27 protein-coding genes are annotated in these 26,006 nt (G+C 50.0%); 10 read left to right on the top strand and 17 right to left on the bottom strand.

Translation table 11 applies throughout. The annotated features are described in order from the left end of the window. Positions 1-39 precede the first annotated feature (39 nt). The 5 genes from NYE54_RS01110 to NYE54_RS01090 all read right to left on the bottom strand — a co-directional run bounded on the left by NYE54_RS01110 (position 40) and on the right by NYE54_RS01090 (position 4,942). Entirely contained in the window at positions 40-1,092 is a 1,053-nt protein-coding gene (locus NYE54_RS01110; RefSeq protein ID WP_339269377.1) for a spermidine/putrescine ABC transporter substrate-binding protein, read from the bottom strand. A 60-nt stretch (positions 1,093-1,152) separates the two neighbouring features. Then, positions 1,153-1,914, bottom strand: a complete 762-nt coding sequence (locus NYE54_RS01105) for an ABC transporter permease (protein WP_179090738.1) — start codon at positions 1,912-1,914, stop codon at positions 1,153-1,155. 45 nt (positions 1,915-1,959) lie between these two features. Next, positions 1,960-2,808, bottom strand: a complete 849-nt coding sequence (locus NYE54_RS01100) for an ABC transporter permease (RefSeq protein ID WP_339269376.1) — start codon at positions 2,806-2,808, stop codon at positions 1,960-1,962. Beyond that, entirely contained in the window at positions 2,805-3,776 is a 972-nt protein-coding gene (locus tag NYE54_RS01095; protein WP_076326186.1) for an ABC transporter ATP-binding protein, read from the bottom strand. The genes NYE54_RS01100 and NYE54_RS01095 overlap by 4 nt, the downstream gene beginning before the upstream one ends. A gap of 404 nt (positions 3,777-4,180) precedes the next feature. Then, complete coding sequence (locus tag NYE54_RS01090) at positions 4,181-4,942, bottom strand: SIMPL domain-containing protein (protein ID WP_076326185.1); 762 nt, start codon at positions 4,940-4,942, stop codon at positions 4,181-4,183. A gap of 322 nt (positions 4,943-5,264) precedes the next feature. On the opposite strand from NYE54_RS01090, the gene NYE54_RS01085 reads away from it, so the two are divergent. Together NYE54_RS01085 and NYE54_RS01080 are read left to right on the top strand one after the other, a co-directional pair. Beyond that, positions 5,265-6,653 carry an amino acid ABC transporter substrate-binding protein/permease gene (locus tag NYE54_RS01085; protein ID WP_339273354.1) on the top strand — a complete coding sequence of 463 codons (1,389 nt, stop codon included), beginning with the start codon at positions 5,265-5,267 and terminating at the stop codon, positions 6,651-6,653. Then, positions 6,646-7,374 (top strand): amino acid ABC transporter ATP-binding protein, encoded by a 729-nt coding sequence (locus NYE54_RS01080; RefSeq protein ID WP_076326183.1) that lies wholly within the window; start codon positions 6,646-6,648, stop codon positions 7,372-7,374. Before NYE54_RS01085 ends, NYE54_RS01080 begins: the two co-directional genes overlap by 8 nt. Before the next feature lie 1,124 nt (positions 7,375-8,498). Here the strand turns inward: NYE54_RS01080 and NYE54_RS01075 are convergent. The 8 genes from NYE54_RS01075 to NYE54_RS01040 form a co-directional block, all read right to left on the bottom strand. Continuing rightward, positions 8,499-9,575, bottom strand: coding sequence for a HAMP domain-containing sensor histidine kinase (locus NYE54_RS01075; RefSeq protein ID WP_339269374.1), 1,077 nt, complete (start codon positions 9,573-9,575; stop codon positions 8,499-8,501). Continuing rightward, positions 9,575-10,255: a response regulator transcription factor gene (locus NYE54_RS01070; protein WP_339269372.1), complete on the bottom strand. Its 681-nt coding sequence runs from the start codon at positions 10,253-10,255 to the stop codon at positions 9,575-9,577. The genes NYE54_RS01075 and NYE54_RS01070 overlap by 1 nt, the downstream gene beginning before the upstream one ends. Before the next feature lie 46 nt (positions 10,256-10,301). After that, entirely contained in the window at positions 10,302-12,068 is a 1,767-nt protein-coding gene (locus NYE54_RS01065; RefSeq protein ID WP_339273352.1) for an ABC transporter ATP-binding protein, read from the bottom strand. A gap of 353 nt (positions 12,069-12,421) precedes the next feature. Beyond that, positions 12,422-12,691: an HPr family phosphocarrier protein gene (locus NYE54_RS01060; protein WP_006207570.1), complete on the bottom strand. Its 270-nt coding sequence runs from the start codon at positions 12,689-12,691 to the stop codon at positions 12,422-12,424. Positions 12,692-12,793: 102 nt separating this feature from the next. Then, entirely contained in the window at positions 12,794-13,723 is a 930-nt protein-coding gene (whiA, locus tag NYE54_RS01055; RefSeq protein WP_076326180.1) for a DNA-binding protein WhiA, read from the bottom strand. A gap of 5 nt (positions 13,724-13,728) precedes the next feature. After that, on the bottom strand, positions 13,729-14,670 hold the full coding sequence (locus tag NYE54_RS01050) for a YvcK family protein (protein WP_174819264.1): 942 nt from the start codon (positions 14,668-14,670) through the stop codon (positions 13,729-13,731). 57 nt (positions 14,671-14,727) lie between these two features. Continuing rightward, a complete protein-coding gene (gene rapZ / locus NYE54_RS01045; protein ID WP_076326178.1) occupies positions 14,728-15,636 on the bottom strand; it encodes an RNase adapter RapZ in 909 nt (302 codons plus the stop codon). A gap of 52 nt (positions 15,637-15,688) precedes the next feature. Continuing rightward, positions 15,689-16,639 (bottom strand): ROK family glucokinase, encoded by a 951-nt coding sequence (locus tag NYE54_RS01040; RefSeq protein WP_076326177.1) that lies wholly within the window; start codon positions 16,637-16,639, stop codon positions 15,689-15,691. Positions 16,640-16,950: 311 nt separating this feature from the next. Here NYE54_RS01040 and NYE54_RS01035 point away from each other — a divergent pair, with 311 nt between their 5' ends. From NYE54_RS01035 to NYE54_RS01000, 8 genes are all read left to right on the top strand, one after another. After that, on the top strand, positions 16,951-17,874 hold the full coding sequence (locus NYE54_RS01035; protein ID WP_339269370.1) for an ABC transporter ATP-binding protein: 924 nt from the start codon (positions 16,951-16,953) through the stop codon (positions 17,872-17,874). A 2-nt stretch (positions 17,875-17,876) separates the two neighbouring features. After that, the gene (locus tag NYE54_RS01030; RefSeq protein WP_339269368.1) at positions 17,877-18,623 is read left to right on the top strand and encodes an ABC transporter permease; all 747 of its coding nucleotides are present in this window, start codon (positions 17,877-17,879) and stop codon (positions 18,621-18,623) included. Positions 18,624-18,643: 20 nt separating this feature from the next. Continuing rightward, positions 18,644-19,876, top strand: a complete 1,233-nt coding sequence (locus NYE54_RS01025; RefSeq protein WP_339269366.1) for a sensor histidine kinase — start codon at positions 18,644-18,646, stop codon at positions 19,874-19,876. After that, entirely contained in the window at positions 19,809-20,420 is a 612-nt protein-coding gene (locus tag NYE54_RS01020; RefSeq protein WP_339269364.1) for a response regulator transcription factor, read from the top strand. Before NYE54_RS01025 ends, NYE54_RS01020 begins: the two co-directional genes overlap by 68 nt. A gap of 172 nt (positions 20,421-20,592) precedes the next feature. After that, complete coding sequence (locus NYE54_RS01015; RefSeq protein WP_076326172.1) at positions 20,593-20,955, top strand: GntR family transcriptional regulator; 363 nt, start codon at positions 20,593-20,595, stop codon at positions 20,953-20,955. A 12-nt stretch (positions 20,956-20,967) separates the two neighbouring features. Next, entirely contained in the window at positions 20,968-21,846 is an 879-nt protein-coding gene (locus tag NYE54_RS01010; RefSeq protein ID WP_339269361.1) for an ABC transporter ATP-binding protein, read from the top strand. Then, positions 21,839-22,528 (top strand): hypothetical protein, encoded by a 690-nt coding sequence (locus NYE54_RS01005; protein ID WP_339269359.1) that lies wholly within the window; start codon positions 21,839-21,841, stop codon positions 22,526-22,528. The genes NYE54_RS01010 and NYE54_RS01005 overlap by 8 nt, the downstream gene beginning before the upstream one ends. Positions 22,529-22,587: 59 nt before the next feature. Further along, positions 22,588-23,040 (top strand): hypothetical protein, encoded by a 453-nt coding sequence (locus NYE54_RS01000; RefSeq protein WP_076326170.1) that lies wholly within the window; start codon positions 22,588-22,590, stop codon positions 23,038-23,040. Between the two features lie 88 nt (positions 23,041-23,128). Here NYE54_RS01000 and NYE54_RS00995 read toward each other — a convergent pair whose 3' ends face one another. The 4 genes from NYE54_RS00995 to NYE54_RS00980 form a co-directional block, all read right to left on the bottom strand. Then, positions 23,129-24,124, bottom strand: a complete 996-nt coding sequence (locus NYE54_RS00995; protein WP_339269356.1) for a serine hydrolase domain-containing protein — start codon at positions 24,122-24,124, stop codon at positions 23,129-23,131. Between the two features lie 261 nt (positions 24,125-24,385). Then, the gene (locus NYE54_RS00990) at positions 24,386-24,580 is read right to left on the bottom strand and encodes a hypothetical protein (RefSeq protein ID WP_098741325.1); all 195 of its coding nucleotides are present in this window, start codon (positions 24,578-24,580) and stop codon (positions 24,386-24,388) included. A gap of 268 nt (positions 24,581-24,848) precedes the next feature. Continuing rightward, entirely contained in the window at positions 24,849-25,658 is an 810-nt protein-coding gene (locus tag NYE54_RS00985) for a DUF368 domain-containing protein (protein ID WP_076326167.1), read from the bottom strand. A 63-nt stretch (positions 25,659-25,721) separates the two neighbouring features. Continuing rightward, positions 25,722-25,898 carry a hypothetical protein gene (locus NYE54_RS00980; RefSeq protein ID WP_009595674.1) on the bottom strand — a complete coding sequence of 59 codons (177 nt, stop codon included), beginning with the start codon at positions 25,896-25,898 and terminating at the stop codon, positions 25,722-25,724. Between the last annotated feature and the right edge of the window lie 108 nt (positions 25,899-26,006).

The raw sequence follows: 26,006 nt of genomic DNA, 5'->3' as shown, positions 1-26,006 counted from the left end.
AGACTTTTTATTACAAAAATATGAAAATGCTTGTTATAATTAACGACCGCTCTTCAGCTCGGTCCATAAACGATCATAGATCGAGAGCGAGTCACCGACATTATCGAGCCATTCGGTACGGCCCAGCTCTTCATCTGTCAGGTTGATCATCGTATTGGCGCGGTATTCCTCGCTATGGAATTCCATCGCTTTGGTGTTCGGATTGCTGTATCCGATGAATTCATAGTTTTTGGCGCTGACCTCAGGCTCCATCATGAAGTTAATGAATTTCTCGGCCAGCTCTTTATTCTTGGCTCCCTTAGGAATCGCGTAGTTATCAGAGAAGATGGTAGCCCCTTCTTCTGGCACGACATACGCCACATCCGGATTCTCCGCTGCAATGAAGGCCGCATCTCCGGACCAGACCGTAGCAATCCAGCCTTCTTCTTGGATCATCTTCTGCTTGATGTTATCCGTATCAAACGCAAGCACATTCGGCAGCAAGGTCTTCAGGTCATCCGTAGCTGCGGTGATTTCCGCTTCATCCGTGCTGCTGTTGGATTTCCCTTGCTTCTTCAGCGCCATGCCGATCATTTCACGGTTGTCATCCAGAAGCAGAACTTTGCCCTTGTATTCCGGGTTCCAGAGGTCTTCCCAGCTGTTGATTTGGTCCTTCACATACTTCTTGTTATATGCAATTCCCGTTACACCGGACGTGTAGACGATCGAATATTTATTGCCCGGGTCATAGGAAGGGTCTTTGAAAGTATCCGTAAGATTGACGAAGTTCGGGATATTATTCATATCAAGCGGCTCAAGCAGCTCCGATTCAATCATCGTTTTCACCATATAATCGGACGGCTGAATGAGGTCATATCCACTGCCACCAGCATTGATTTTAGCCAGCAGGTCTTCATTGTTTGCGTAATTGTCGTAGGTTACCTTCACGTCGAACTTCGCTTCGAAGTCCTTCAGCACCTCAGGATCAAAGTTATCCGCCCAGCTGTAAATGTGGAGCGTCTCCTTATCCGATCCGCAACCGGCCAAGAGTCCCACAGACAATACCGCAACCATGCCTGCCGTCAGCAGGCGGGTCCATCTTGATTTTTTCAATTCAATATCTCCTCTCTTTCCACTTGCATGTTTTATTTCGAAAAAAGCGTTCATCTCAGCTTAGATCGGTAATGTTTTATGTTTCTTTTGCCCATTGCCGCGGTTAAGAATATATTGGGCTAACAGAATCAGCGTGATGCTGACTAGAATGAGCAGCGTACACAGCGCGTTAATCTCTGGCGAGATGCCGCGCTTCACCTGAGCGTAAATATAGATCGGCAGCGTCGTTGAGCTTGGGCCGGCGACAAAAAAACTGACCATAAAATCATCCAATGACAGCGTAAAAGCAATCAAGGCGCCGGAGATAATGCCCGGAGCAATCTGCGGCAATGTAACATGCCGGAACGTCTGCCAAGGCGTAGCCCCCAAATCCTGGGCCGCCTCATCCAGCTGTTTGCCCATGCCCGACAGTCTGGCTGTCACAACGACATACACATACGATAGGCTGAACGTTATATGTGCGATAATCACCGTCGTCTTGCCAAGCGGCATGTTCAGTTGACTGAACAGCACCAGCAGCGACAGCCCCATAATAATATCCGGGATAATGACGGGCAGATACAGCAGCCCATTCATGCCGCTGCGACCTCTGCGCCCCATACTCCGAAGCGAGAGCGCCGCTGCGGTTCCAAGCAGGGTGGAAACGATCGTTGATATGACCGCCACCGTCAAACTGTTCATCAGCGCTTCCATCACGTGCCGGTTCTCGAATAGCGACACATACCAATCTAACGTAAATCCTTCCCAGTTGCCGCTAAGCCGCGTGTTGTTAAAGGAATAGATGATGATCATGATGATCGGTACATAGATGAAAGCCATCATAAGGAAAGAGTGAATCCCGAGCAGCGGGTGATTCTTCTTCTTCACTTATCTCCCCTCCCCTACGCGTTGATGGCGGGCTTGCATCGCCCGGTTAAAGAGCAGGATCAGCACCAGGGACGTGATCACAAAGATCACCGACAACGCCGCTCCAAAGGGCCAGTTGCGCGCACCCAGGAACTGCTGTTGAATAACATTACTGATCATGGAGGACTTCGCGCCTCCCAAAATATCCGTAACTACAAACATCCCGGAAGTCGAGACATAGACCAAAACCGCTCCCGTCATGATACCGGATTTGCTCTGCGGCAAGGTAATGTGGCGGAATGCCTTCCATCTAGAAGCGCCCAGATCGCTGGCCGCATCTATCAGACGCTTATCCATCTGCTCCAGGGCCACGTAAATCGGCAGCACCATGAAGGGAATGAAATTATAGACCATGCCGAGAAGTACGGCGCCATACGTATACAGCATCTGAATCGGCTCGTCGATCCAACCCATCCACAGCAGCAGGCTGTTCACCACGCCTTGCGTTCGTAGCAGCAGAACCCAGGCATAAGTGCGGATCAGAAAGTTAATCCAGAACGGGACGGTGATTAGAATTAATCCCCAGGTTTGGATACGCGGGGAAGCGTTGGCTATATAATAGGCCAAAGGATAGCTGACTAACAAGCAAATCACCGTAGTCAGCAGCGACAATACCAGGGTATCCCAGTAAATTCCCAAATATAATGGATCAAAAAAGGTTTTATAGCCTTCGAGACTGAAGGAAAAAACGATATTCCCCAGCGAATCCCGCGAGAGCAGGGAGATGCCGACCACAATTAGCATCGGAACGATCAGGAACAGGGATAGCCACAGCAGCACCGGAGTCAATAGGAACCTTGATTTCCTCATGGCCCGATGATCACCTCATCCTTGGTGTTCCAGTTCACCCCGACTCGTTCACCAACCTCCCAAGGATGGTCATCCGAGATATCCAGGGCAATCGTGACCTTCATCGGTTCATCATCCAATTGGACCAGAAGCTTATGAACACTGCCGAGGTACTGTACATCCTCAATCACGCCGTTCTTCCTGGCACCCGACTCCCGCTGCGGAATGAGTTTCTCCGGCCGCACTGCAAAAAGACCTTCGGGCGAGGAAAAGACGTTATTCTCCCCTACAAACGTGGCAGCAAACAGCGTTTGCGGTTTCGCATAGATCTCGCGCGGCGTACCGATTTGTTCTACCCGTCCGTGGTTCATGATAACGATCCGGTCGGAGAGCATCATGGCTTCCTCTTGGTCGTGCGTTACATAGACAAACGTAATCCCGAGCGTCCGCTGCAAATGCTTGAGCTCAGACTGCAGATTTTTGCGGAGCTGCAGATCCAATGCGCCCAGTGGTTCATCCAGCAGCAGCACCTTCGGCTTGTTAGCGATGGCGCGGGCGATGGCCACGCGTTGCTGCTGTCCGCCGGACAGTTGGTGCGGAAAGCGTTCCCGCAGGGCGGTCAGCTGTGTCATGGCAACGGCCTCGTCCACCCGCTCTTTGATGAGCTGACGCGGCATTTTTTTCATTTTCAACCCAAAAGCAATATTATCTTCTACGGTCATATGCGGAAACAGAGCATAGTGTTGGAATACCAGATTCAAGTCCCGCTTGTTCGCAGGCATTTCCGTCACATTCTGACCCGCCAGCCAGACCTGTCCTTCGGTCGGCTGTTCGAATCCTGCTATCATTCGGAGAATCGTCGTTTTGCCGCAGCCGCTGGGGCCCAGCAAAGTCAGGAATTCCCCCTCTTTAATGGAGAGCGACAGCGGATGCACGACCGCTTGTCCCTGAAAATGCTTCTCGATCTGGACAAGTTCAATCACATGCATCAACCCCTTCTTCAAAATGTGACCTATTCCATGTGTACATTCCTGCTAACCAGTATGCACAAAAACGTTCCCCACTAAGAAGAAACGGTCATACTGCCTATCGTTCTCAGGTTGGCAGAATCCGTTTCTTAAGGGTGGAAGCGTCTAGAAATCTCTACTAAGAAAAAAAAAAGCCATATCCATGGGTATGGCTTTAACGTTTAAATAAAGTTCAGTTTTTCGCATATTCACTATACCTCGTTTTCCCCCCATACACAACACTTTTCTGTGTATTTCATCTAGGGAAGGCACGGATACAGGACCGGATAATGGTATTTCATTTTTCGAAAAGGGATGCACAAAAAACCGTCCACCGATAAAGACCCGGATGAACGGTTTTTAGTATTCTGAGTCGAAAACAGTTACTATTTCAGCTCATATTGCACGTACAGCTGCGTCGAGATTTTGATCTCGCCCGGCTTCACGGATGTGTTGGCACCCGCGTCCGCTGCAACGGACTGTGCTTCCATCGCCATTTTTTCGAGGCCGTAGATGTTATCTATACCCACAGAACCTTCCACAATGTTAAGCACGATACCCAGCTGACGCTTGGAGGCTTTTGCCATCGCTTGAGCTTTCAGGTCCGCATTTGCCACGGCTTTATCTATCACTTGGGCTTCAAAAGCATCACGGTTTTCGACCGAGAAACGGGCGTTGCCAATGGAATTGGCACCGGCATCAGAGGCTGCATCGAGCAGATCGCCGACTTTGCTCAAGTCGCGAAGAGTGACTTCCAGGGAATGATAAGCACTGTAATTCTTCACTTTACGTCCATTATCATCAGAGTACGTATAGTTAGGCTGTACATAGAACTGTTCGGTTTTGATATCCTTGTCATCGATCTTCCATGTTTCTTTCAGCATCTTCGTAATCTTATCCATTTTCTGCGCATTGCTCTTCTGTGCGGATTTTGCGGTTTCCGCATACGATTCAGCCCCAATGGAAAGATATACGATATCTGGCTTCACCGAGATCTCGCCTTTACCGAGTACGGTAAGAAGGTTTTGCTGTGCTGCCTCCGCCGCATGCACCTCGGTTGCCCCGCTCAATCCTACTACTGCCGTACTGCCAGTCAACAGTGCACCTGCAATCATGATGGAACCTACTTGTTTGACCCATCTTTTCATTATTGTCAGCCTCCTTTATATTGGCATCGCTGCCATGCTTGCCTTACCCTTCTAACGTGAGGGCATTGGTAAATGTTGCATCCGGAACGAAGTGTTTTGAGATTTTTCTTTAACTTTGTTGATACGCCCCTGTTAATTGGTATATCTAGGCATGATTGGTGGATCAGCACAATAAGATACCCAATGAAGATGACGGCAACTGTTTAATAAGGAAGCCTTCATGGGTAACTAACTACATCGGTGTTAAAAAGAGGAGGTCACTATGAAATCATTCCGGATGTTATACGCGTTCATGTCACTGCTGATACTCATGGCAGCGGGCATGCCATACGGGGCGGCAAGCGCCGCGGCAGAGCCAGCCTCCGGTAAAACCTATCAGATCGGAACAGACATTACGTTTGCCCCGTTTGAATTCCAGGATGCTAGCGGCAATTTTGTCGGTATCGACATGGATCTTCTGGATGCGATCGCGAAAGATCAGAACTTCAAATATGAAGTCAAGCCGCTCGGTTTCAATGCGGCGGTTCAGGCGCTGGAAGCCAACCAGGTGGACGGAGTCATTGCCGGCATGAGCATCACGGATGAGCGGAAGCAGAAATTCGACTTCTCCGATCCTTATTTTGACTCAGGTGTGGTCATGGCCATTCGCCAGGATCAGGAGTCCATCAAAGGGTATGAGGATTTAAAAGGGAAAAAAGTCGCCGTCAAAACGGGTACGGAGGGTTACAGCTTTGCTGAATCTATCTCCTCCAAGTACGGATTCACCATCGTGCCTTTTGACGATTCGGCCCAGATGTATGACGATGTCAGGACCGGTAATTCCGTTGCCTGTTTTGACGATTTCCCTGTGCTGGCTTATGGAGTCGAACAGAACAATGGACTGAAGATCGTCACGGATATGGTGCCTGGCGCCTCCTACGGATTTGCCGTTGCCAAGGGGAAGAACCAAGAGCTTCTGGAGAAATTCAATGCCGGCTTGATCAACCTGAGGGCCAGTGGTGAGTACGATCGCATTAAGGCAAAATACATTGGCGAAAATGCCGTAAGCGCGGCGACTCAAAGCCGTTGGGGGCTGATCGTGGAGTCGCTGCCTTCGCTGCTGAAGGGCCTTGGCAATACGCTGCTGCTGACCCTCGTATCGCTGTTCTTCGCGTTTTTCTTAGGGTTGATATTCGGCTTTATGAAGGTCGGACGCAATAAATGGCTCCGAGGCATCGCAACCGTATTCGTGGACATTTTCCGCGGCATACCGCTGCTAGTCCTTGCCTTCTTCATCTACTTTGGTATTCCGCAGGCACTCGGCTTCACGATGTCGCCGGTCGTGGCAGCGGTCCTGACACTTAGCCTGAATGCCGGTGCTTATGTAACGGAAATTATCCGGGGCGGTATCCAATCCATTGACCCTGGACAGCTGGAGGCTGCCCGCTCGCTCGGTCTGCCATACCGCAAAGCCATGATGAAAATCATCATTCCCCAAGCGATCAAAGTAATGATTCCGACCTTTATTAACCAGCTCGTGATCACGCTCAAGGATACATCGATCCTGTCGGTAATCGGTCTGGTCGAACTGACCCAATCCGGGAAAATCATCATTGCAAGAACGTTCGCTTCGTTTGATATCTGGCTCGTGGTCGCCATCATGTATCTGGTCGTGATCACGATTCTGACCAAAATTTCGGGCCGTCTGGAAGGGAAGGTGCGTCATGGATAAAATCCGCGTAGAAGGACTGAAGAAGAACTTTGGCACGAATGAGGTGCTGAAGGGCATTAACATGCAGGTCCAGGAAGGCGAAGTTGTCTGTGTCATCGGGCCTTCGGGCTCCGGTAAAAGCACCTTCCTACGCTGCATCAATCGTCTGGAGGACATTACGGCAGGCAGGGTATTCGTGCATGACAAGGATATCAATGACCCTAAAACAGACATCAACAAGGCGCGCCAGAACATCGGCATGGTGTTCCAGCATTTTAATCTGTTCCCCCACTTCAACGTGCTGAAGAACATTACATTTGCCCCGGTCGAGCTGGGCAAGCAGAACGCATCCGAGGCTCGTGCCACGGGGCTAAAGCTTCTGGAGCAAGTAGGCCTCTCCGATAAAGCGGAGGCCTTCCCGAGCCAGCTGTCGGGCGGTCAGAAGCAGCGTGTGGCGATCGCCCGGGCGCTGGCGATGAATCCGGACATCATGCTGTTTGACGAGCCGACATCGGCGCTGGACCCCGAGATGGTCGGCGAAGTGCTCGGCGTCATGAAGGATCTGGCGCGCGAAGGCATGACGATGATGATTGTCACGCACGAGATGGGTTTTGCCCGCGAGGTTGCGGACCGGGTGATCTTCATGGATGGCGGATACATCGTAGAGGAAGGCCCGCCAGAGGAAGTGTTCGGCAGACCGAAGCATGAGCGGACGATTAGCTTTTTGGAAAAGGTGCTGTAATCACGCAGCTAACCTTTCTTTAACAAACCGCTGCCGTGTAGCTACATGTACCTTGGGGCTGCTCCCTGGCGTTCTGCTCCCTGTGCTCGCTGCTCCCTGTGCTCACTGCTCTCTGTGCGTTCTGCTCTTTGTGTGCGTACTGCTCTCTGTGCGTACTGTTCCCTGTGCGTTCTGCTCCCTGGCGTACTGCTCCCTGTGCTCACTGCTCTCTGTGCGTTCTGCTCCCTGTGCTCACTGCTCTCTGTCTGTCCTGCTCCCTGTGTGTACTGCTCTCTGTGCGTACTGCTCCCTGTGTGCGTACTGCTCCCTGGCGTACTGCTCCCTGTGCTCACTGCTCCCTGTGCGCACGGTGTGTGGTCCGGGGCAGGCTTGGAGGGCTGTCGACTAGATTCATGCAGTAACCAGCGACCCTTCAGGATAGCCCGTTAGGGTGAGACTAACCGGTTATCATACGGCTAATAATGGCATGTGCATTAAAATTAGAGTCGACTGCGGTGGTCGTGCGATGGCTGCACGGTGCTTTAGTGGAGCTAACGGACCGAGAGTACCTTATTTGAGGGAAAATGGCGGTTTTCCGGAAACTTCCGGACCAAGGATCCGTTATTCCTTCCAAAAGGTGGCATTTACCTAAACAAATCCTAAAATAACGGATCTGGAGTCCGTTATTTTAGGATACGGCGCTTAATTCGGCAAATAAGGTCCTTGGTGTCCGCCAAATTCGCAACCGTTTTAGCTAATTCACCTGCTTTAACCCGACTCGGTGAGTTTGTCCATATCGCATCACGCACAGCTTAAACAGGAGTAGGGGCGACCATAGCCCTTACTCCTGTTCTACTGTTCTATGGACATATCCGGTTCAAGTTGTTCCAGATATGGCGGGTAAGCAGCCATCTCCTCACACCTTTAGTATCTTCTTGAGAACATCCCCGAAACAGTCCTAATCCTCTATACCTTCCCGCCTTCCTAGAGGAGAGTCACACGATCAGCGTCCTTTTTATGTCAGCTCCCCACGTACTTCATTAAACCCATCTATTCTTCATATCCAAGCCCATCTAAACTTCATATCCAACTTCATGTCACAGCTTCACGTACAATTTTAATGTCAAACCTTCACTGCACAATCATTACTTCGTATCCAGAGATCGCTTATAGGGTACCATCACCGTAAATTTCGATCCCTTCCCAAGCTCGGATTGGACCGTTATCTTCCCTTGATGAATATCGACGATCCGCTTCACGATGGATAATCCCAGCCCACTGCCGCCAGCGGCGCGATTGCGCGATTTGTCCGCTTTGTAAAAGCGTTCGAATATATGCAGCTGATCCGACTCCGACATCCCGACTCCCGAATCCGTCATCGTAACCTCGGCCCCGTCTTCTCCTGCTTTCAGCACGATCGTGATCATGCCGTCTTCGGGCGTGAATTTAATGCTGTTGTGCAGCAAATTGTTCCATACTTGACTCAGGAGATCCTCCGTTGCCTCAATCTCTACCTCAGCTAGGTCCAGATCCACCTGAATCCGCTTCGCCAGCCATTGCGGTTCATTCGCCAAGACGACCGCACGCAGCTGCCCGTCGAGCCGGTAGCGGGCCCTTTCGAATGCCGGCTGCTCTCCTTCCAGGGACGACAGCTTCAACAGATTGTCACTCAACTGCGACAAGCGGCGGCTCTCTCCTTCGATGATCTCCAGATAACGGGCTCTCTTCTCCTCCGTGAGGCGGGGACTTCGGAGCGCTCGGGCAAACCCCCGAATCGAAGTAAGTGGGGATTGGATTTCATGGGACACATTAGAGATGAAATCCTGACGCATGGTCTCCATCCGCCCCAATTCGCCGGCCATGTCGTTAATGCTGCTCGCGATCATCTTGAACTCCCCGCGCCATTCATTTTCGTTCATCTTTACATTGAAGTCCCCCTGCGATATCCGTCGCATGGCATCCGTAATGGAATTCAGCATGGCCATTTGCCGGTGCTTGAAGAACATGCCCACGACCAGCATGCACAGGAAGAAAATGATCACGCCGACAAACAAGTCGATCAGTTGGATGGCATAATCCCACGGCGGGGTTCCCGTCCAGGTGTAAACAAACCGAGTCACATAAGTCGCCGCCGTCCATGACGCTCCCAAGACCGCGAAAACCAAAATCGTCTGAAGCGTTTCTCGAACGATCTTCCACAAGATTTTAGGCGTTTTTTTCATCAGCCCTCACCTGCTTCCAGGCGATATCCCAGCCCGCGCACCGTCCGAATCCTGAACCGGTACTTCTCCTCCGGGAACCGCTCCCGCAGCCGATTCACGTGGACGTCCAGCGTCCGTTCGTTCCCTTCAAAGTCATAGCCCCATATCTCTTCGATCAACCGATCACGCATCAACGTGCTCCCCGGGTAGCTGGCCAGCTTGAAGAGAAGCTCAAACTCCTTCAGCGGCAGGGTAAAAACCTCATCACCCGCCTTGACCTCATAGGTTCTGCGGTTCATCTGCAGCTTGCCGACGGTCACCGTCTGCGATGCGGCTACCTGATACCGCTTCAGCAGCGCTTTGACGCGCACGACGAGCTCTGCGGGCTCGAAGGGCTTCACCAGATAATCGTCGGTGCCCAGCTCAAAGCCCTTCACGATCTGTCTCGTCTCCCCTTTGGCCGTCAGCATCAGCACCGGAATACCGGTGTTCCTCCGGATCTCCCGGCATAACTCCCATCCGTCCATATTCGGCATCATGATATCCATCACGACCAGATCGACGGATGTCTGGTCCATGACGGACAAGGCCTCGACGCCATCCGAAGCTTCGAACACCTCTTCCATTCCCGCTTCCTCCAGGAACACCTTTATGAGTTCGCGGATGTTCGGGTCATCGTCCACTACCAATATTTTTGCCATGGTTGCCATCCCTTCTTCCCCAGCATCTTCAAGGCGCCCTTAGGCCTTAGGCCTCGATCGTTTCATTCATTTGCAGCTGCTGCACGGCAAATTCCCTATACATATCATGCTGCTCAATCAATTCATCATGCGTTCCCCGTCCGGTTACCGTTCCTTTTTCAATGAAAATAATCTGATTCGCTCCCACCACCGTGGATAACCGGTGCGCGATAATAATCGTCGTCCGTCCAGCCATGAGGTTCTTGAGCGCCTTCTGCACTTCAATCTCGGAACGACTATCCAGACTGGAAGTGGCTTCGTCCAGCATCAGAATCTTGGGATCCCGCAGCAGGGCTCTGGCGATGGCAACCCGCTGCCGCTGTCCGCCCGAAAGCTTCACGCCCCGTTCGCCCACATCCGTATCAAAGCCATGAGGCAGCTCGTCGATAAATCCATCCGCATAGGCCATTTCTGCCGCTCTTCGGATCTCACCATCGCTAACCTCCCGGTCCATCCCATAACATAAGTTGTCACGAATGGTTCCCGCAATCATTGGACTATCCTGTGAAACATAGCCGATCAATCCGCGCCATGAGCGTAAAGAGAACGTATCGATCGCCGTCTTGCCCAATCGGATCTGCCCTTTTTGCGGAAGGTAAAAACGCTCCAGCATGGAGAACAGCGTCGTTTTGCCTCCGCCACTCGGTCCAACCACGGCCGTGACCGTGCCCGGCTCCATCTTAAAGCTGATATCATGCAGCACCAGCTCATCCGGCTTGTAACCAAACGAAAGATTCTCGATGGACATCCGCTGATTCGCGTTCACCACATCAGTACCGGCCGAAATGGACTCTTCCTCTGCATCCAGCGTTTCCAATATTCGCTCCGTTGCTCCTTTAGCCTTCTGAAACTGGGTAAAAAACGTCGTTAACTGCGTCATCGGCATCACGATCTGAATCAGATACAGGATAAACGCAACCAGCTCCCCAGCGGTCAGCGCCCCTGTGGATACCTGAAGTCCGCCATACCCGATGACCACCACCAGCAGCATCATCAGCACGAAGGACATCAGCGGCGCGATCCAGGCGGATACCACACCTTCCTTGATCCCGAAATTCAGCAGATTGGTAATCCCTTTATGCCCATTCTCATACTCTCTGTCCTCAGCATTAGAAGCTTTAACCAAGCGAATCTCGGACAACACCTGACTGATATTCGCGGTAAACGTAGCTGTCTCATCTTGCATGCCAAGCGATATTTTATACATTTTCTTGCCAAGCGGCACAAGAATCAGCGCTGCAATCGGAATGACGATAAACATCGTCAGCGTCATCTTCCAGTTTAAATAGAGGAGCACCCCAATGGAACCGACAATAGAAATGATCCCGCTGAAGAATCCGGCCACATGGTCCGATATGAGACTTTTGATCACTCCTGTATCATTCGTCATCCGGCTAACCGATTCCCCTGAACGGTTATGATCGAAGTAGCGAATCGGCAGCACAAGCAGCTTTTTCCACAGCCGATCCCTAAGGGCAGCCACCATCTTCTGTCCCGTATAACTCAGCAGGAAAATCGAGACCCCCGAGGCAATCGTCTGCAACACAAACGCAATGCCAAGCCCGATGATATGGGAACGATTCATATCCGTTAAGGAAAAGCCATCCACCAGGCTCTTTGTAAACATCGGAATGACTAGTCCGATCAGGGTTGATACCACACTCAGCAGGATCGCTCCAATCAGCAGCAGCATCGGAGGTTTCGTTTCTTTCAACAGCCGGAAGAAGGCCTGCGAACCTGCTTTATTGCTGCCGGCCGACTTTTCCTGCGTCATTTCTTGTATAGAAGTATGATCCGTTTCTCTCATCGGTTTCTCTTCCCTTCCATCCCTATTTACCATCTGTAAGGAAAGAATATATCAACAAGTTAAACTGAAGTTAAACGAAGGCTTAATTTTATGAAAACAACGTAAAATAACCCCACAAAGTGGAGCTTATGCTACGATGTTTATTCCAAATCCTTTGTTGGGGGCCCCAAAATTGAAAAAGGCGGATGTCTCCGCCCCTACTCTTAAAACCTATTCTTATGTACGTAGAATCAAGCGAGAATCCCAGCAATACCAGAGCTTGATAGCAAAAAAAGCCTTGCAGTAACAAGACTTTTCTTAAACTTCAATCACGGTTGCCCTTATTGGTTCTCGAGTTCCTCTTTGCTCACCAAGTTCACGAGTGAAGTAACCGCTTGCTCAGCGTCGGCTCCCTCAGCACTAATGTAAACTTCCGTACCAGAGCTGATCGCAAGGCTCATAATTCCCATGATACTTTTGGCATTTACTTTTTTATCATCTTTTTCAACGAAGATTTCAGATGAATATTTATTCGCTTCCTGAACGAACAGCGCGGCCGGTCTGGCGTGAAGACCCGTCTTTAACCGAACGACTACCGGGTGCTTTGTCATGAAAATTACCCCCTATCTAATAAATCTGCTGCATTGAAAGCGCGATTGACATTTTATAATATTATACCATTTTACCATACAGGACACTAGAAGAAAAAATTCTTACCCATTCCGAATCTTTTCGGCCAATTCGTCGATTTTGCGCAGACGGTGATTGACGCCGGATTTGCTGACGGTTCCTTTAAGAAGCTCGCCGACTTCCTTGAGATTCATGTCCGGATGAGCTAGCCTTATTTCCGCCACTTCCCGAAGTTTATCAGGCAAATTCTCAAGACCCATTTCCTTTTGGAGCAGCTTGATGTTCTCAATTTGACGGACGGCAGCGCCGATCGTTTTGTTCAGGTTGGCGGTCTCGCAGTTCACGATCCGGTTTACCGAGTTACGCATGTCCCGCATAATACGAACATCCTCGAACTTGAACAATGCCTGGTGGGCACCGATTAGATTAAGGAATTCGATAATTTTCTCGCCTTCCTTAATGTAGAAGATAAATCCTTTCTTCCGCTCGATACAACGTGCGTTCAGATGAAATTCATTCGCCAGATCCACCAGGGACTGGCAGTGCTCTTCATACATTGAGGCAATTTCGAGATGGTACGAAGACCCCTCCGGATTGTTCACGGATCCGCCAGCCATAAAGGCACCGCGCAAATAGGCGCGTTTACAGCAATTTTTGCGAACGATTTGTTTATCAATCCGCGATTGAAACAGAAAGCCTTCGGAAACGATGCACAGTTCTTTAAGTATCTCCTGAACCTGGGCGGGAATACGAACGATATATACGTTATTCTTCTTCAAACGCATTTTTTTACGCACCAAAAGTTCAGTATGCGCCTGGAAATGCCTCTTAATTAAGGAATAAATACGTCTTGCAATCGCGGCATTTTCCGTTGAAATATCCAGGATTACCTTTTTGTTCGAAAGTTGAACAGAACCATTCATCCGAATGAGCGCGGACAGCTCGGCTTTTTCACAGCAGTTCTGGCTTTCGATCATTGTCAGTTCTTTCTTCGTCTGTGCCGCAAAGGACAAGGTACTCACCCCTTTCGTGTAATCCAATCCTGTACCAGCTGAAAAATATGGTTGCTCAGCTTGTCAGCGTCATGCCTTAAGTATGTTCTAAATAGCACAAGCTTATCTGCAATGAGTTTGTACCCTCTGCTCGTCACCTCATCACGATCCAGGAACACGGGCTTAGCACCCTTCTGGGCGTACTTATCCTGAACCTGAGGCGGGATTTCTCCATCATTTACAATAACATAATCGAACAGATGAAGACCAATATGGTCGTAAACGGCCTGCAAATGATCACTGACTGTATAATTATCGGTTTCTCCAGGCTGCGTCATCACATTGCACACGAACATTTTGATCGCCTCAGAGGATACGATAGCCTCAGCAAGCTTGGGAACAAGCAAATTGGGCAAAATACTGGTATACAGGCTTCCCGGACCGATCAGAATTGCATCGGCCTGCTGAATTGCCTCCAGCGCCTCCGGCAGCGGCTCGACATGCTCCGGCTCCAGAAAGATCCGCTTAATGCGCTGTCCAGCCTCCGGGATTTTGGATTCACCGGTCACAATGGAACCGTCCTCCATCTCCGCATGCAAAATAACAGCTTCACCCGCCGCAGGCAGCACTTGTCCACGAACAACAAAAACCCGGCTCATCTCCTTGACTGCCGTGACAAAATCACCGTGCAAATCCGTCATGGCAGCCAAGATTAAATTGCCGAGGCTGTGCCCGGCCAGTCCCGAGCCATTCTTAAAACGGTATTTCAATATATCGGATAACAGCGGCTCCACATCGGCAAGCGCTGTAAGTACATTTCGAATATCTCCCGGGGGCGGCATCTGCAATTCGCTACGCAGTATGCCGGAGCTTCCCCCATCATCAGCGACGGTAACGATGGCCGTAATATCAAGCGGCTTTTCCTTGAGTCCCCGCAGCATGACGGACAGCCCGGTTCCTCCACCCATCACCACGATACGGGGACGCTTTTTAGCTTGCACAGCCACATTTATCACTTCCCTTAATTAATGCCGATCCCGATCAGAATCACGGTGACTCACCGATACCGTCTCCGTTTCGCTAACGCCCAGCATTTTGCCAAGGTATTCCGCTATCGCAACGGAGCGATGCTTCCCGCCGGTACAGCCAATGCCGATAATAACCTGGCTTTTTCCTTCCTTCCGATACTGCGGGATCAAGAAATGCAGCATATCGAGCAGTTTGGTTAAGAAAGCCTGTGTCTCCGGCCATTTCATCACATATTCATATACATCACTGTTCTGGCCGGTATTTGGACGCAGCTGCTCAATATAGTGCGGGTTGGGCAGAAAGCGCACATCAAACACCAGATCAGCGTCAATCGGAATACCGTATTTAAACCCAAAGGATGTAATATTTACCGATAACGTGCTGCTCTCCAGATGTGTGAAGCGTGAGATAATCTTCTCCTTCAATCGCACAGGCTTCATATTGCTGGTATCGATCACCTGAGTGGCCGAATTCTTCAGCTCATCCAGCATTTTGCGCTCCAACCTTATACCGTCAAGCGGCATGCCTTCCGGAGCGAGGGGATGGCGACGACGGCTTTCCTTATAGCGTTGAACAAGCACGGAATCCGTTGCATCCAGGAACAGAATCTCGCAATGGATGGTAAAGTGATCCTTGATGTAACTCAGAGACTCTGATAGAGCCGTGAAAAATTCGCGGCCACGCAGGTCGATGACCAATGCAACCTTGCCGATCTTCCCCTTGGATTGTTCGATCAGCTCCGCGAATTTGGGAATGAGCACCGGAGGCAGGTTATCGACGCAAAAGAATCCAAGATCCTCCAGACTTTGTACGGCCAAGGTCTTACCTGCTCCCGACATCCCGGTGATGATGATCAGGGTGGCCATGGATGATGTGTTGCTGCCGCGGTTGGCTGCTTCCAGCATCAGCTTTCCCTCCCTTATAAGTTTAGATCAGACGATGTATGGTGATTAATGACTACGAACGCAAATGCAGACCAGCAGCGCCTACAACGCCGGCATCATTGCCGAGCTCAGCCGGAACGATGCGTACACCTCGTTGAAGCGGCTCTGGTGTCAGCTTCGCAAATACAGCACGAACTTCATTAAACAGAATGTCGCCGGCTTTGGATACGCCGCCGCCGATAATAAAGGCTTCGGGATTCAACACGGCCGCAACGGCAGCCATGGATTTGCCCAGGTAATAAGCTGCGCGATTCACGATCCGAACGGCAACTTCATCGCCTGCCTTTGCAGCGTCAAACACTTCCTTCGCCGCAATGCTCTCTACATGGGCAAGGGAAGTACGGTCGCCACGCTCTACGGCATCCTTCGCCATGCGGATAATGCCGGTTGCCGACGAAACCGTCTCGAGACAGCCCATTTCACCGCATCCGCATTGAATCGCTTCCAAGTCCGGCACAACCGAGATATGTCCAAGCTCGCCAGCCATGCCGCCAAACCCCTGATAAATTTTGCCGTTAATAATAATGCCTCCGCCGACACCGGTACCCAATGTATAGCATACGCAGTTCTCAACGCCGCGGCCTGAGCCGCTCCAAGCTTCACCCAATGCAGCTACATTGGCGTCGTTGTCTATTTTGACGGGCTTGCCGAGACGCTCTTCAAGCAGTGCGCGAATCGGTACATCTTTAAATCCTACATTCGGTGCCAAAATTATGATGCCTTCACGAATATTCGTAAATCCGGCGAATCCAGCTCCCACGCCAGCAAGTTGATCCCAGCTGTATGGCGATTCTTCTACAATGTGACGCACATATTTCTCAATGTTGTCAATAACCGTGTCAACGCCTTTGGCTGTTTCCGTCGGCCCCTCATACTTATGCAGAAGATGCCCTTCTTCATTGCAAATTCCAACTTTAATTGCTGTTCCGCCCAGATCGACACCGACGTAGATGTTCTCAGACATGTTTCAAGCCACCTTTTTCCTTCTATATTATAGATTGCTCCTACTGTACCCACTATAATTGAAGGCACTCCTGCGGTCAAGAGAAGACAACGTAACAGAAAGCCGTAAGCAGTCCTTTAATCGCGCGTATGTAAGCGCATACAACTAAGCTTGAAACCGCCCTTATTTGTTCATAATCAAACCTCCTCTAATCTTTAGCAGTTCGCACATGACAAATGTCACTCCGAAGTGATGACATCCTTTACTAACGGGCATTCCCTCGCTTTCGTATGATGAATTCAGATCATTTCGATTACGAAAGGAGCAATACCATGTCAAAACCAATCCATGAACCTATTGCGGAACTACGGCAGGTAACCAAAATGTTCGGAAGCAAAAAAGCAGTCAACCAAGTGTCGTTTACTATAGAAAAAGGATCTATCACGGCCATTCTCGGGCCAAACGGAGCAGGTAAATCAACCGCCATCTCCATGATGCTTGGTCTTAAAGACGCCAGCGAAGGCGAGGTCCTCTTGTTCGGTCAAAGCCCGAAGGACTTGAAGGTCCGCGAGAAGATCGGCGCCATGCTTCAAGAGGTGAGCGTCATGGACGGGCTCCGCACGCGTGAAATCATCAATCTCATTCGCGGCTATTATCCGAATGCGCTGGCGCTTCCAGACATCGCCCTGCTTAGCGGGCTCACAACAGAGGAACTTAACAAATGGGCTATCAAAATGTCCGGAGGCCAAAAACGCAAGCTCAGCTTTGCACTGGCGATTGCGGGGAACCCCGAGCTGTTATTCTTCGATGAACCAACGGTCGGCCTGGATACATCGGCACGCCGGTTATTCTGGCAGACGGTACGCAAGCTTGCCGATCAGGGCAAGACGATTCTGTTCACCACCCACTACCTGCAAGAGGCGGACGATATGGCTGACCGCATTCTGCTGTTCCACCAGGGTCAGGTTGCTGCAGACGGCACGCCAGAAGCTATTAAGGCTAAGCTGACCCGAAGGTCGCTCTCCTTTATCGTCGATGCGGATCACCAGCAGGTCAAGGAGCTGCTTCATGAGGTCCCCGGCGTAACGGATGTATATGAACTGAACGGTCGGCTGAACGCCGTAACGGATAATACGGACACGGCACTAGCAGTTCTGTTTCGGGCCGGGCTGGCCGTACGTGATATCCGCATCGATCAAGGAAGCCTGGATGAAGCATTTGAGCAATTAACGATGAATCAAGGGGAGGCCGTATAATCATGACAACCTGGAAACTGCTGGCTATACAGTGCAAGATGGAGCTGCTCCGGATGGTGCGCAATCCGTATTATATTTTCTGGTCGCTCGCTATGCCGATTCTGTTCTATTTCATCTTTACCCGGGTCGTGAATACGGGGGCCGCCGATACGGGACAATGGCAGGCGCATTATCTGATGTCGATGGCATCCTTCAGTGTCATGGGCACCGCCATCATGTCGCTCGGCATTCGCCTCGTGCAAGAGCGAGTCCAGGGCTGGGCTGTATATATGCGGGTAACGCCACTTCCCGGCAGCGTGTATTTCTTTGGCAAAATGTTTGTGCAGACAGTCATGCATCTGCTCTGTATCATCGTGATATTCGTAGCCGGCTACCTGATTAACGGCGTCTCCCTCACCCTCGGACAATGGCTGCTCAGCGGATTGTGGATTCTGATCGCGTCCGTCCCGTTCCTGGCTATCGGCACCCTGATTGGCTCCATGAAACGGGTCGATACAGCAAGTGGCGTCAGCAACGGCATCTACTTAGGCCTGGCCGTAACGGGCGGGATGTGGTTCCCGATCGAGGCGATGCCTTCTATCATGCAAGCTATCGGCAAGTGGATGCCCTCCTACCATTTTGGCGGAGGTGCCTGGTCGATCGTGCGCGGAGAAGCGCCGGGCTTGGATAATTTCATGGTTTTGGCAGGATATTTGGTAGTATTTATGTTACTATCCACCTATATTCGGAAAAAACAACAAGCCGATTAAGGGGATAGGATGATGGCTTCATGAAAAAATTGAACGACGCGAAATCTGCAGGGTTTGAGGTGTTTCCAACGCAATTGGGGCTTTTCCCCTATTTATGGCTCATTTATATATGCCTGCCCGTGATCAACATGATGAGCGAACAAGGATGGAAGATGGGGATCGGCTTTACGCTTATTGCCTTGTTTCTCGTCACGTACCGCCAGCTCTACTTCGCCGCGGGAACCCCTCGTTTCTTTGCGTGGCTGGGCGTTCAGATGTCCATCATTTTCATTCTCTGCATGTGGTACCACCCAACCTACATGTACATGGGCTTCTTTACGGCCAATTTCATCGGCTGGTATACCGATCGGCGTAATTTCACGATCTCCCTCGTATTGTTCGGCATCATCGAGACCGTTCCTTTAATCAAAAATGCGAGCTTGCTGGGCTGGAGGGATCTGGTATTTATGATTCCTTTCTTTCTCATCATGCTATTTTCACCCTTCGGTATCCGCTCATTGAACCGGCGGCAGGAGTTGGAGAAGGAGCTCGCGCAGGCTAACGAGCAGATTCGCAATCTGATTAAAGGCGAAGAGCGGATGCGTATCGCCAGGGATCTTCATGACACCTTAGGCCATACCCTCTCCCTCATCACGTTGAAGAGCCAGCTTGTCGAGAAGCTGGCAATGAAGAATCCAGAGAAGGCCCAATTGGAAGCCCGGGAGATTCAGAACACCTCTCGTGCCGCGCTGCGCCAAGTACGTGAGCTGGTGTCCGATATGCGGACCGCCACCTTGCCCGAGGAATTGGTAGAGGCCCAGATCATTCTGGAGAGTGCCGATATCCGGTTTATCTGCACCGGTAACCCGAAGCTGGAGGGAATATCCGACCTGGCCCACAATATTCTGAGCCTCTGCTTGCGGGAAGCCGTGACCAATGTGGTGAAGCATAGTCAGGCAAGCCAGTGCCGGATTGCCCTCGAGTCGCTTGACAATGAGTGGCGTCTTGAGGTGGCCGACAATGGAGTTGGTCTTCAATGCAAAGAAGAAGATTCATCTTCTTCATCCAACAGTAATGGCCTGAAAGGCATGGTGGAGCGGCTTTCCCTTATCGGGGGCACCGTAGAGGCCAGCTCCGACCAGCAAGGCACGATAATAGAAATTCGTGTTCCGATCATCATCAAGAACCGGAAGGAGGACACAACCCATGAGCATCAAAGTGCTGATCGCCGAGGATCAACGAATGCTGCGAGGCGCTCTGGCTTCCTTGCTTGATTTTGAAGACGATATTGATGTGATTGGTCAAGCCGGCGACGGCGATGAAGCTCTATCCCTGATTGGCTTGCATCAACCCGATGTATGCCTGCTCGATATCGAAATGCCTGCGCGCAGCGGTCTCGAAGTAGCGGAGGAAGTTAAGCTGCGTGGTTATGCCAGCCGAGTCATCATACTTACGACCTTTGCTAGACCCGGTTATTTCGAGCGGGCCGTGCAGGCGGGAGTTCAGGGATACCTGCTTAAGGACGAGCCCAGTGAACGGCTGGCAGAAGCCATCCGCCGGGTAATGGATGGGCGGCGGGAGGTCTCCCCTGAGCTCGTATTCGGTACGCTTTCAGGTGCAGGTGCCAATCCGCTGACCGAACGCGAACGGGAAGTGCTGCGGTTGGCTGCAGACGGCAACAGCTCCAATGAAATTGCGTCGAAGCTTCACTTGTCCTATGGGACTGTCCGCAACTATATGTCTGAGATTTTAAGCAAGCTCAGTGCCAAGAACCGGATTGAGGCCATCTCGATGGCCGAAGAGAAGGGCTGGATATAGCATTCCTTGCAGCTTGATCACACCCCTTACCCTCGTCTTGAAGAGACGGGGTCCTTTGTATTTCACAGCACAAACAGGCCCATTTGGGTCTGTTTTTTTCTTTTTGATTGACACATCCTTCCATCAGGCATTATAGTATGTTACAAGACTAACATACCGACAGGGTGATATCATGAATTCCAGGTTTGACGAAGGACAGCCGATTTTTCAGCAAATCGCAGATATGATTGAAGATGACATATTGAACGGGACATACCAAGCGGATGATCAGATTATCTCAATGTCGCAGTTCGCGAGTACTTTTCAGGTCAATCCCGCAACAGCTGTAAAAGGCATTGCCCTACTTGTCAATGAAGGGATTTTGTACAAGAAAAGGGGGCTGGGCATGTTTGTTGCTGCAGATGCCAAACAGATCATATTGACCAAGCGACAGGATCGGTTTTACAACGAACTCGTATTGAAGCTGCTTGATGAGGCAGAAAAGCTTGAATTGACCACCGAGGATGTTATTGAAATGATCAAACAAAAGAGATAGGAGATGAGCAGGATGAACGCAATACTTACCTGTTCCAACCTGAGCAAGAGTTACGGGCGTACGGAAGCGGTCCGAAATCTGGAGCTCCAGCTGGAAGAGAATACGATCTACGGCTTGCTGGGCCGCAATGGCGCCGGAAAGACCACACTGCTTAATATGATGACCGGCGGATCTTTTCCCGACTATGGCAGTATTCAGGTTTCGGGGGTAACGCTTAAGAGTGGAGAAACCCCAAAGGGAATTTGCTACGTAAGAGAGAAAAATTTGTTCTTCGGCGGTGCCAAGGTGATTGAAGTGCTGCGCTTGGCATCGGCCTTTCACGAGGACTGGGACTGGGACTATGCCCAGAGCCTGCTAAAGACATTCAAGCTAAACCCGGACAAAAAAATCCGCCAGCTTTCACGGGGAATGGAATCCCTGGTCGGAAACATCATCGGTTTGGCTAGCCGGGCCCCGATCACCGTATTTGATGAACCGGTGCTGGGATTGGATGTGCTCATGCGAGAGAGATTTTATCGCGTTCTGGTTGAGGATTATGCCAATCATCCCCGGACCATCCTGCTCTCGACCCATCTGATTGATGAGATCGCAACCGTCGTTGAGAGAGTCTATATCATGGATTCCGGCGCTATGTTATTGCATGACGATGTTGACCATATCCGCGCCAATTCTCATCTGTTGACAGGGAACCAGGAACAAATCGAACAATTTACGAAGGATCGTCACGTGATATATAAAGAATCTTACGGTAAAGGTTCCTTAACCGCGATATATGGAGCCATTCATGAGGCAGACCGTTCACAAGCCAACAAGCTTGGTATTGCTATTGACGGTTTACCACTGCAAAAGTTTTTCTCCTATTTAATCGAAGGAGGGCAATCCATTGAATAAGACCACCGCACTCATGAGGGCTTCATTTCTTCAGCTTCGACCTTATCTCTTGGTGATGCTCGGCACCGTTGCGATTAGTTTGATTGCAAATGTGATCATAAGCCTGTCTCTTGGAGACAGTTCGGAGAATACGCAGGTGTCTGCGGCTAACATCCTCACCGTGTTCCTGATATTTGTAGGCAGTGTGCTCCCGGCAGGCTTGTTCCGGCGGGTAATGAATTTAGGAGCTACACGAAAAGAATATTATATTGGTATGCTTCTGGTTTACTCCATATGGTCCGCCATCTTTGCTGTCCTCAATATCATCTGGCTTCAGGTGGAGAACGGATTTATACGACAATATGAGGATACCTTCAACATCCTTGAAATCTTTGGATGGAATCAATTTGGCATCGTTGGCATGTTCTTCTATCAATTCGGTGTTTACCTGCTTCTTATTTCATTACTGAATCTGCTGTTTTCCGGTCTGCGTCATGTAATGGGCTGGGTGGTCTGGGTGGTATTTATTGCGGCAATCCCTATCTTTACATCCATTCCTTCACTCCGGCATACGCTGGCTGATGGCTTGCTGGCCCTTCTCTTCAACGATTCGCTGCTGCAAGGACTCGGACTCACGCTGATCATCTCCCTCGTTCTGCTTGCAGGAGGCTGGTGGTTCACGGTCAGACGCACCATCGCTTAATATTGTTTCCCCTAACAACGAGTTATTGGATCACTCTAGCTCGAAAGGAATGATGGATCTTGAAAAAGGATGCTGCCCCCCTTGAGGTGTTCCAGTCCTTTCTGTTATGGATAATTGCTATCGGTGCAGGGGTATTTGAAATGATCCTGGCTGTCATCGATTCGATATCCAGCCTAACGAGTGCTGGAATTGTCGGTATTCTCATTCAAGTTGCCGCACGAACGACGATGTTCGCTGTCCTTGTCTACATCATGATCAGAATGCTTCGGGGAAAGAATTGGGCGCGTATCGCATTAGCTTTGTTTTTAGGCGGGTTTGGCACTCTCTCCCTAATCATTGACCCTATCAAATGGCTCATTACAGGCGGTTCCCTTAGGGACGCCTTTGCTCAAGCAGACAATATTTCCATACTATTTGCCTCCAGCCGTACCCTTCATATGATCGCCGTTGTTGCGGCCTTGATATTTATGTTCAGACCCGCGGCGAATCGGTACTTCAAAGCTGAATCGTAAGTCAACTCAGCACCCGCTTGATTTGGGATCAACAGAACAACAACCCCTGGCCTATTTAAGGCCCGGGGCTGTTTCATGTAGATTATGATCACTTCAACCATTCTTCCTCGATAAACTGCATCATTTCAAAAGCGCCACCACCGGCATTGGAAGCCACTACAAGGGTATGACCGGTGGCCGGGTAATAAGCAGACCGAAAATTCACACCCGGATCATAGCCCATGACATGGTATTTAAACACATCCTCATTTTTCTTGGTAATCCACACGCCAAGCCCATAATTCAAGTTATGTGAAGCCAGCAGCTTCTCCGTCATGGATGCGGTGAGCAGCGTATTGTTCATAAGCGACCTCCATAACTTGATCATGTCCGATGCCGTCACATACGCCCCGCCATCGGCATAACCCTGAATCGGGATAGCATACTGGTTCGTTCTCCACGTGCCGTCTTCCTCATCAATATACCCGTAAGCCGTATTCGCGGGCAGACGATCCAGCGGGAAATATCCCGAATCCTGCATGCCGCACGGCTCAAATACAAACTGCTGGACATAGTCGCGAAACGGTATTCCAGCATGTTGTTCAACGATCAGACCGAGTAATACAAAGCCTGCATTGTTATAATGAAATCTCTCGCCGGGCTGAAATTTCATTCGTTCACTCTGGAATAGCGGTAGAAAGTCCCTTCCGTTCCGGAGTGTATACATGGGAACCGTTTTCCACAGATCCTCAAAATCATCCATGACCTCTTCATCAAAATAATCCGGAATACCCGAGCTGTGGCTCAACAAATGAAAAACGGTAATCTCCGGGCTAAAATTAGGCAGTGGGATATCCAAACAATCGCTTAGCTTGCTGTCCAGCGACAGCTTGCCCTGTTCGATAAGCTGACAAACCGCAATAGCGGTGAACAGCTTACAGCCTGAGGCAATGCCAAACCTGGTGTCTGTTTGATTCGGGATGTGATCGGCCCGGTTGGAATAACCGAAGGCACCATCCCATACGACGTTGTCATTTTCATCTGTTACGAGCACAGCTCCCGAAAAACGAATGCCAGCAGCAAATTCCTTCATTTTATGTATCATCACGAATCCCACCCTTTATCTGATTAGGGGTATTTTAACATCATTCTGGATGAGGGTCTCGGTACACAACCAGTATAATAAAATATTCCCCCTTATGTCCGGAATGCCGGTTGAAGCTCCAGGGGGAAGCCCATTTAGGTCTTTCGCTGCTCCAAGCACAAAAACCCCTTCCTGCCAACCATGTCGAATTTCATCACTTGATGAACGCTTCGATCACAGTCTTTATGTGGGGGGATTGTAAAATGTATATTCGCTTCTACCCTAATGTCTCCACATCAGCAGCAGGATCACCGGGACCGCAAAAATAAGCAAGCCGGCCCCAATCATCGAAGCGACCTGCAGCATGAATGTGTGCTTGGTTGGACCGGACGTCTGCAGCATTCCGCATTGAGCGCATCTGTTAGAGGCAGGGTATACCTCGCCGCCGCAGCTGACACAAATCCCATTATTCCTCATGAATAACGCTCCTTTACTTGGAAAGACAACATCGACATCTATGCATTGCTTTATCATTTAACATATCTTATGAACGGAATCCTCACGGATCCTATTCATGAATACTTTTTTAATGTTAAACCATTTGTGAATATTGTCACATAAATGCGATAACAAGTAAAGGCATAAATCATTCATATGCCATCTCACCCCTTCGCTCCTTCAGAGCAAAGTTGCTCAGTGCAACCTAAAAACAGGAAGCCTCGGCTCCCTGTTTTATATTTCATTCTTATTCTTTTCTACCCATGAACACCGCTACGATCAGCCCCAGCAGCAAGGTTCCTATACTGGTAGCCATCATACCCGTTCCGGATGGAATACCCGGAAACACGATAACAATAGATCCTAATATCAATCCAATAATAACGGCATACGTCATATGTGGGAAACGGTCCAGCAGGTACCGAATCAACCGGCTGCTAACCACGAAGCCAATCACCACTCCCGCCCCAATAACAGCTATAATCCCTAAATTTAATGAGGATAGAGCTGAAATGGCAGTAGAATACACACCCAGAAGGAGAAGTACAAACGACCCGCTAATGCCAGGCAGCAGCATCGCCATGCTGGCCAACCAGCCGGATAAGAACAGTCCGATCCCGTTGGACCAGGTCAGGACGGTTATCGGATCGGATGTGGCATCCGTTCTGAGAAAGGCCGTCGAAGCCAATAAACCGGCTGCCACAATCAACACGACCACATGCACGGCTTTGAATTTGGTTCTCGCCTCCGCTTTACGCAGAATAAGAGGCAACACCCCTAAAATCAATCCTGTAAAGAAAAACTGGGTAGGCTCATAATAGCTTGCCAGCAGGTATTCAATCACGCGGCTCAGCAACAATAGAGCTGCTCCAATTCCAACGCCAAGTGGAATCAAAAAGCCCAGCTGCTTCTTCCATTCCCTGCTGAAAAATCCACTGATAGCCGCCAGCAAACGATCATAGATACCCAGCACGACAGCAATAGTGCCGCCGCTTATACCTGGAATTAGGTCACTGACTCCCATCAGCACACCCCGATAAAGGTTCTTCCATTCCATCAAAATCATAATCCTCCTACCTTACAAAGTGAATCTTATCGTGATAGCCCTGCGAAGGAGGTTTTACTTGTTCTTGGCATGCAATACCAAATTCCCTACTCCACCAATCGCAAACAACAGTGAAACGATTCCAAATCCCCATTGCCAAGAGCTTCGATCCGTAATGAAAACGACCACCAAGAACGCTATCGCAGCCAAAAAATTAAGCAGCGCAACGATCAAAAATTCCTTTTTCTTCATTGTTCATCCTCTACATTCCTACAGAATCAAATCTATCCAGTCTGCAGCCTACTGTGGTGATCATATCATATTTTTGCTGATGAAGTATGATCGTTTATATGAATGAAC

This window comes from Paenibacillus sp. FSL K6-1330 (assembly GCF_037976825.1).
Classification (GTDB): Bacteria; Bacillota; Bacilli; order Paenibacillales; family Paenibacillaceae; genus Paenibacillus_AQ.
This window is presented reverse-complemented; position numbering and strand designations above follow the sequence as displayed.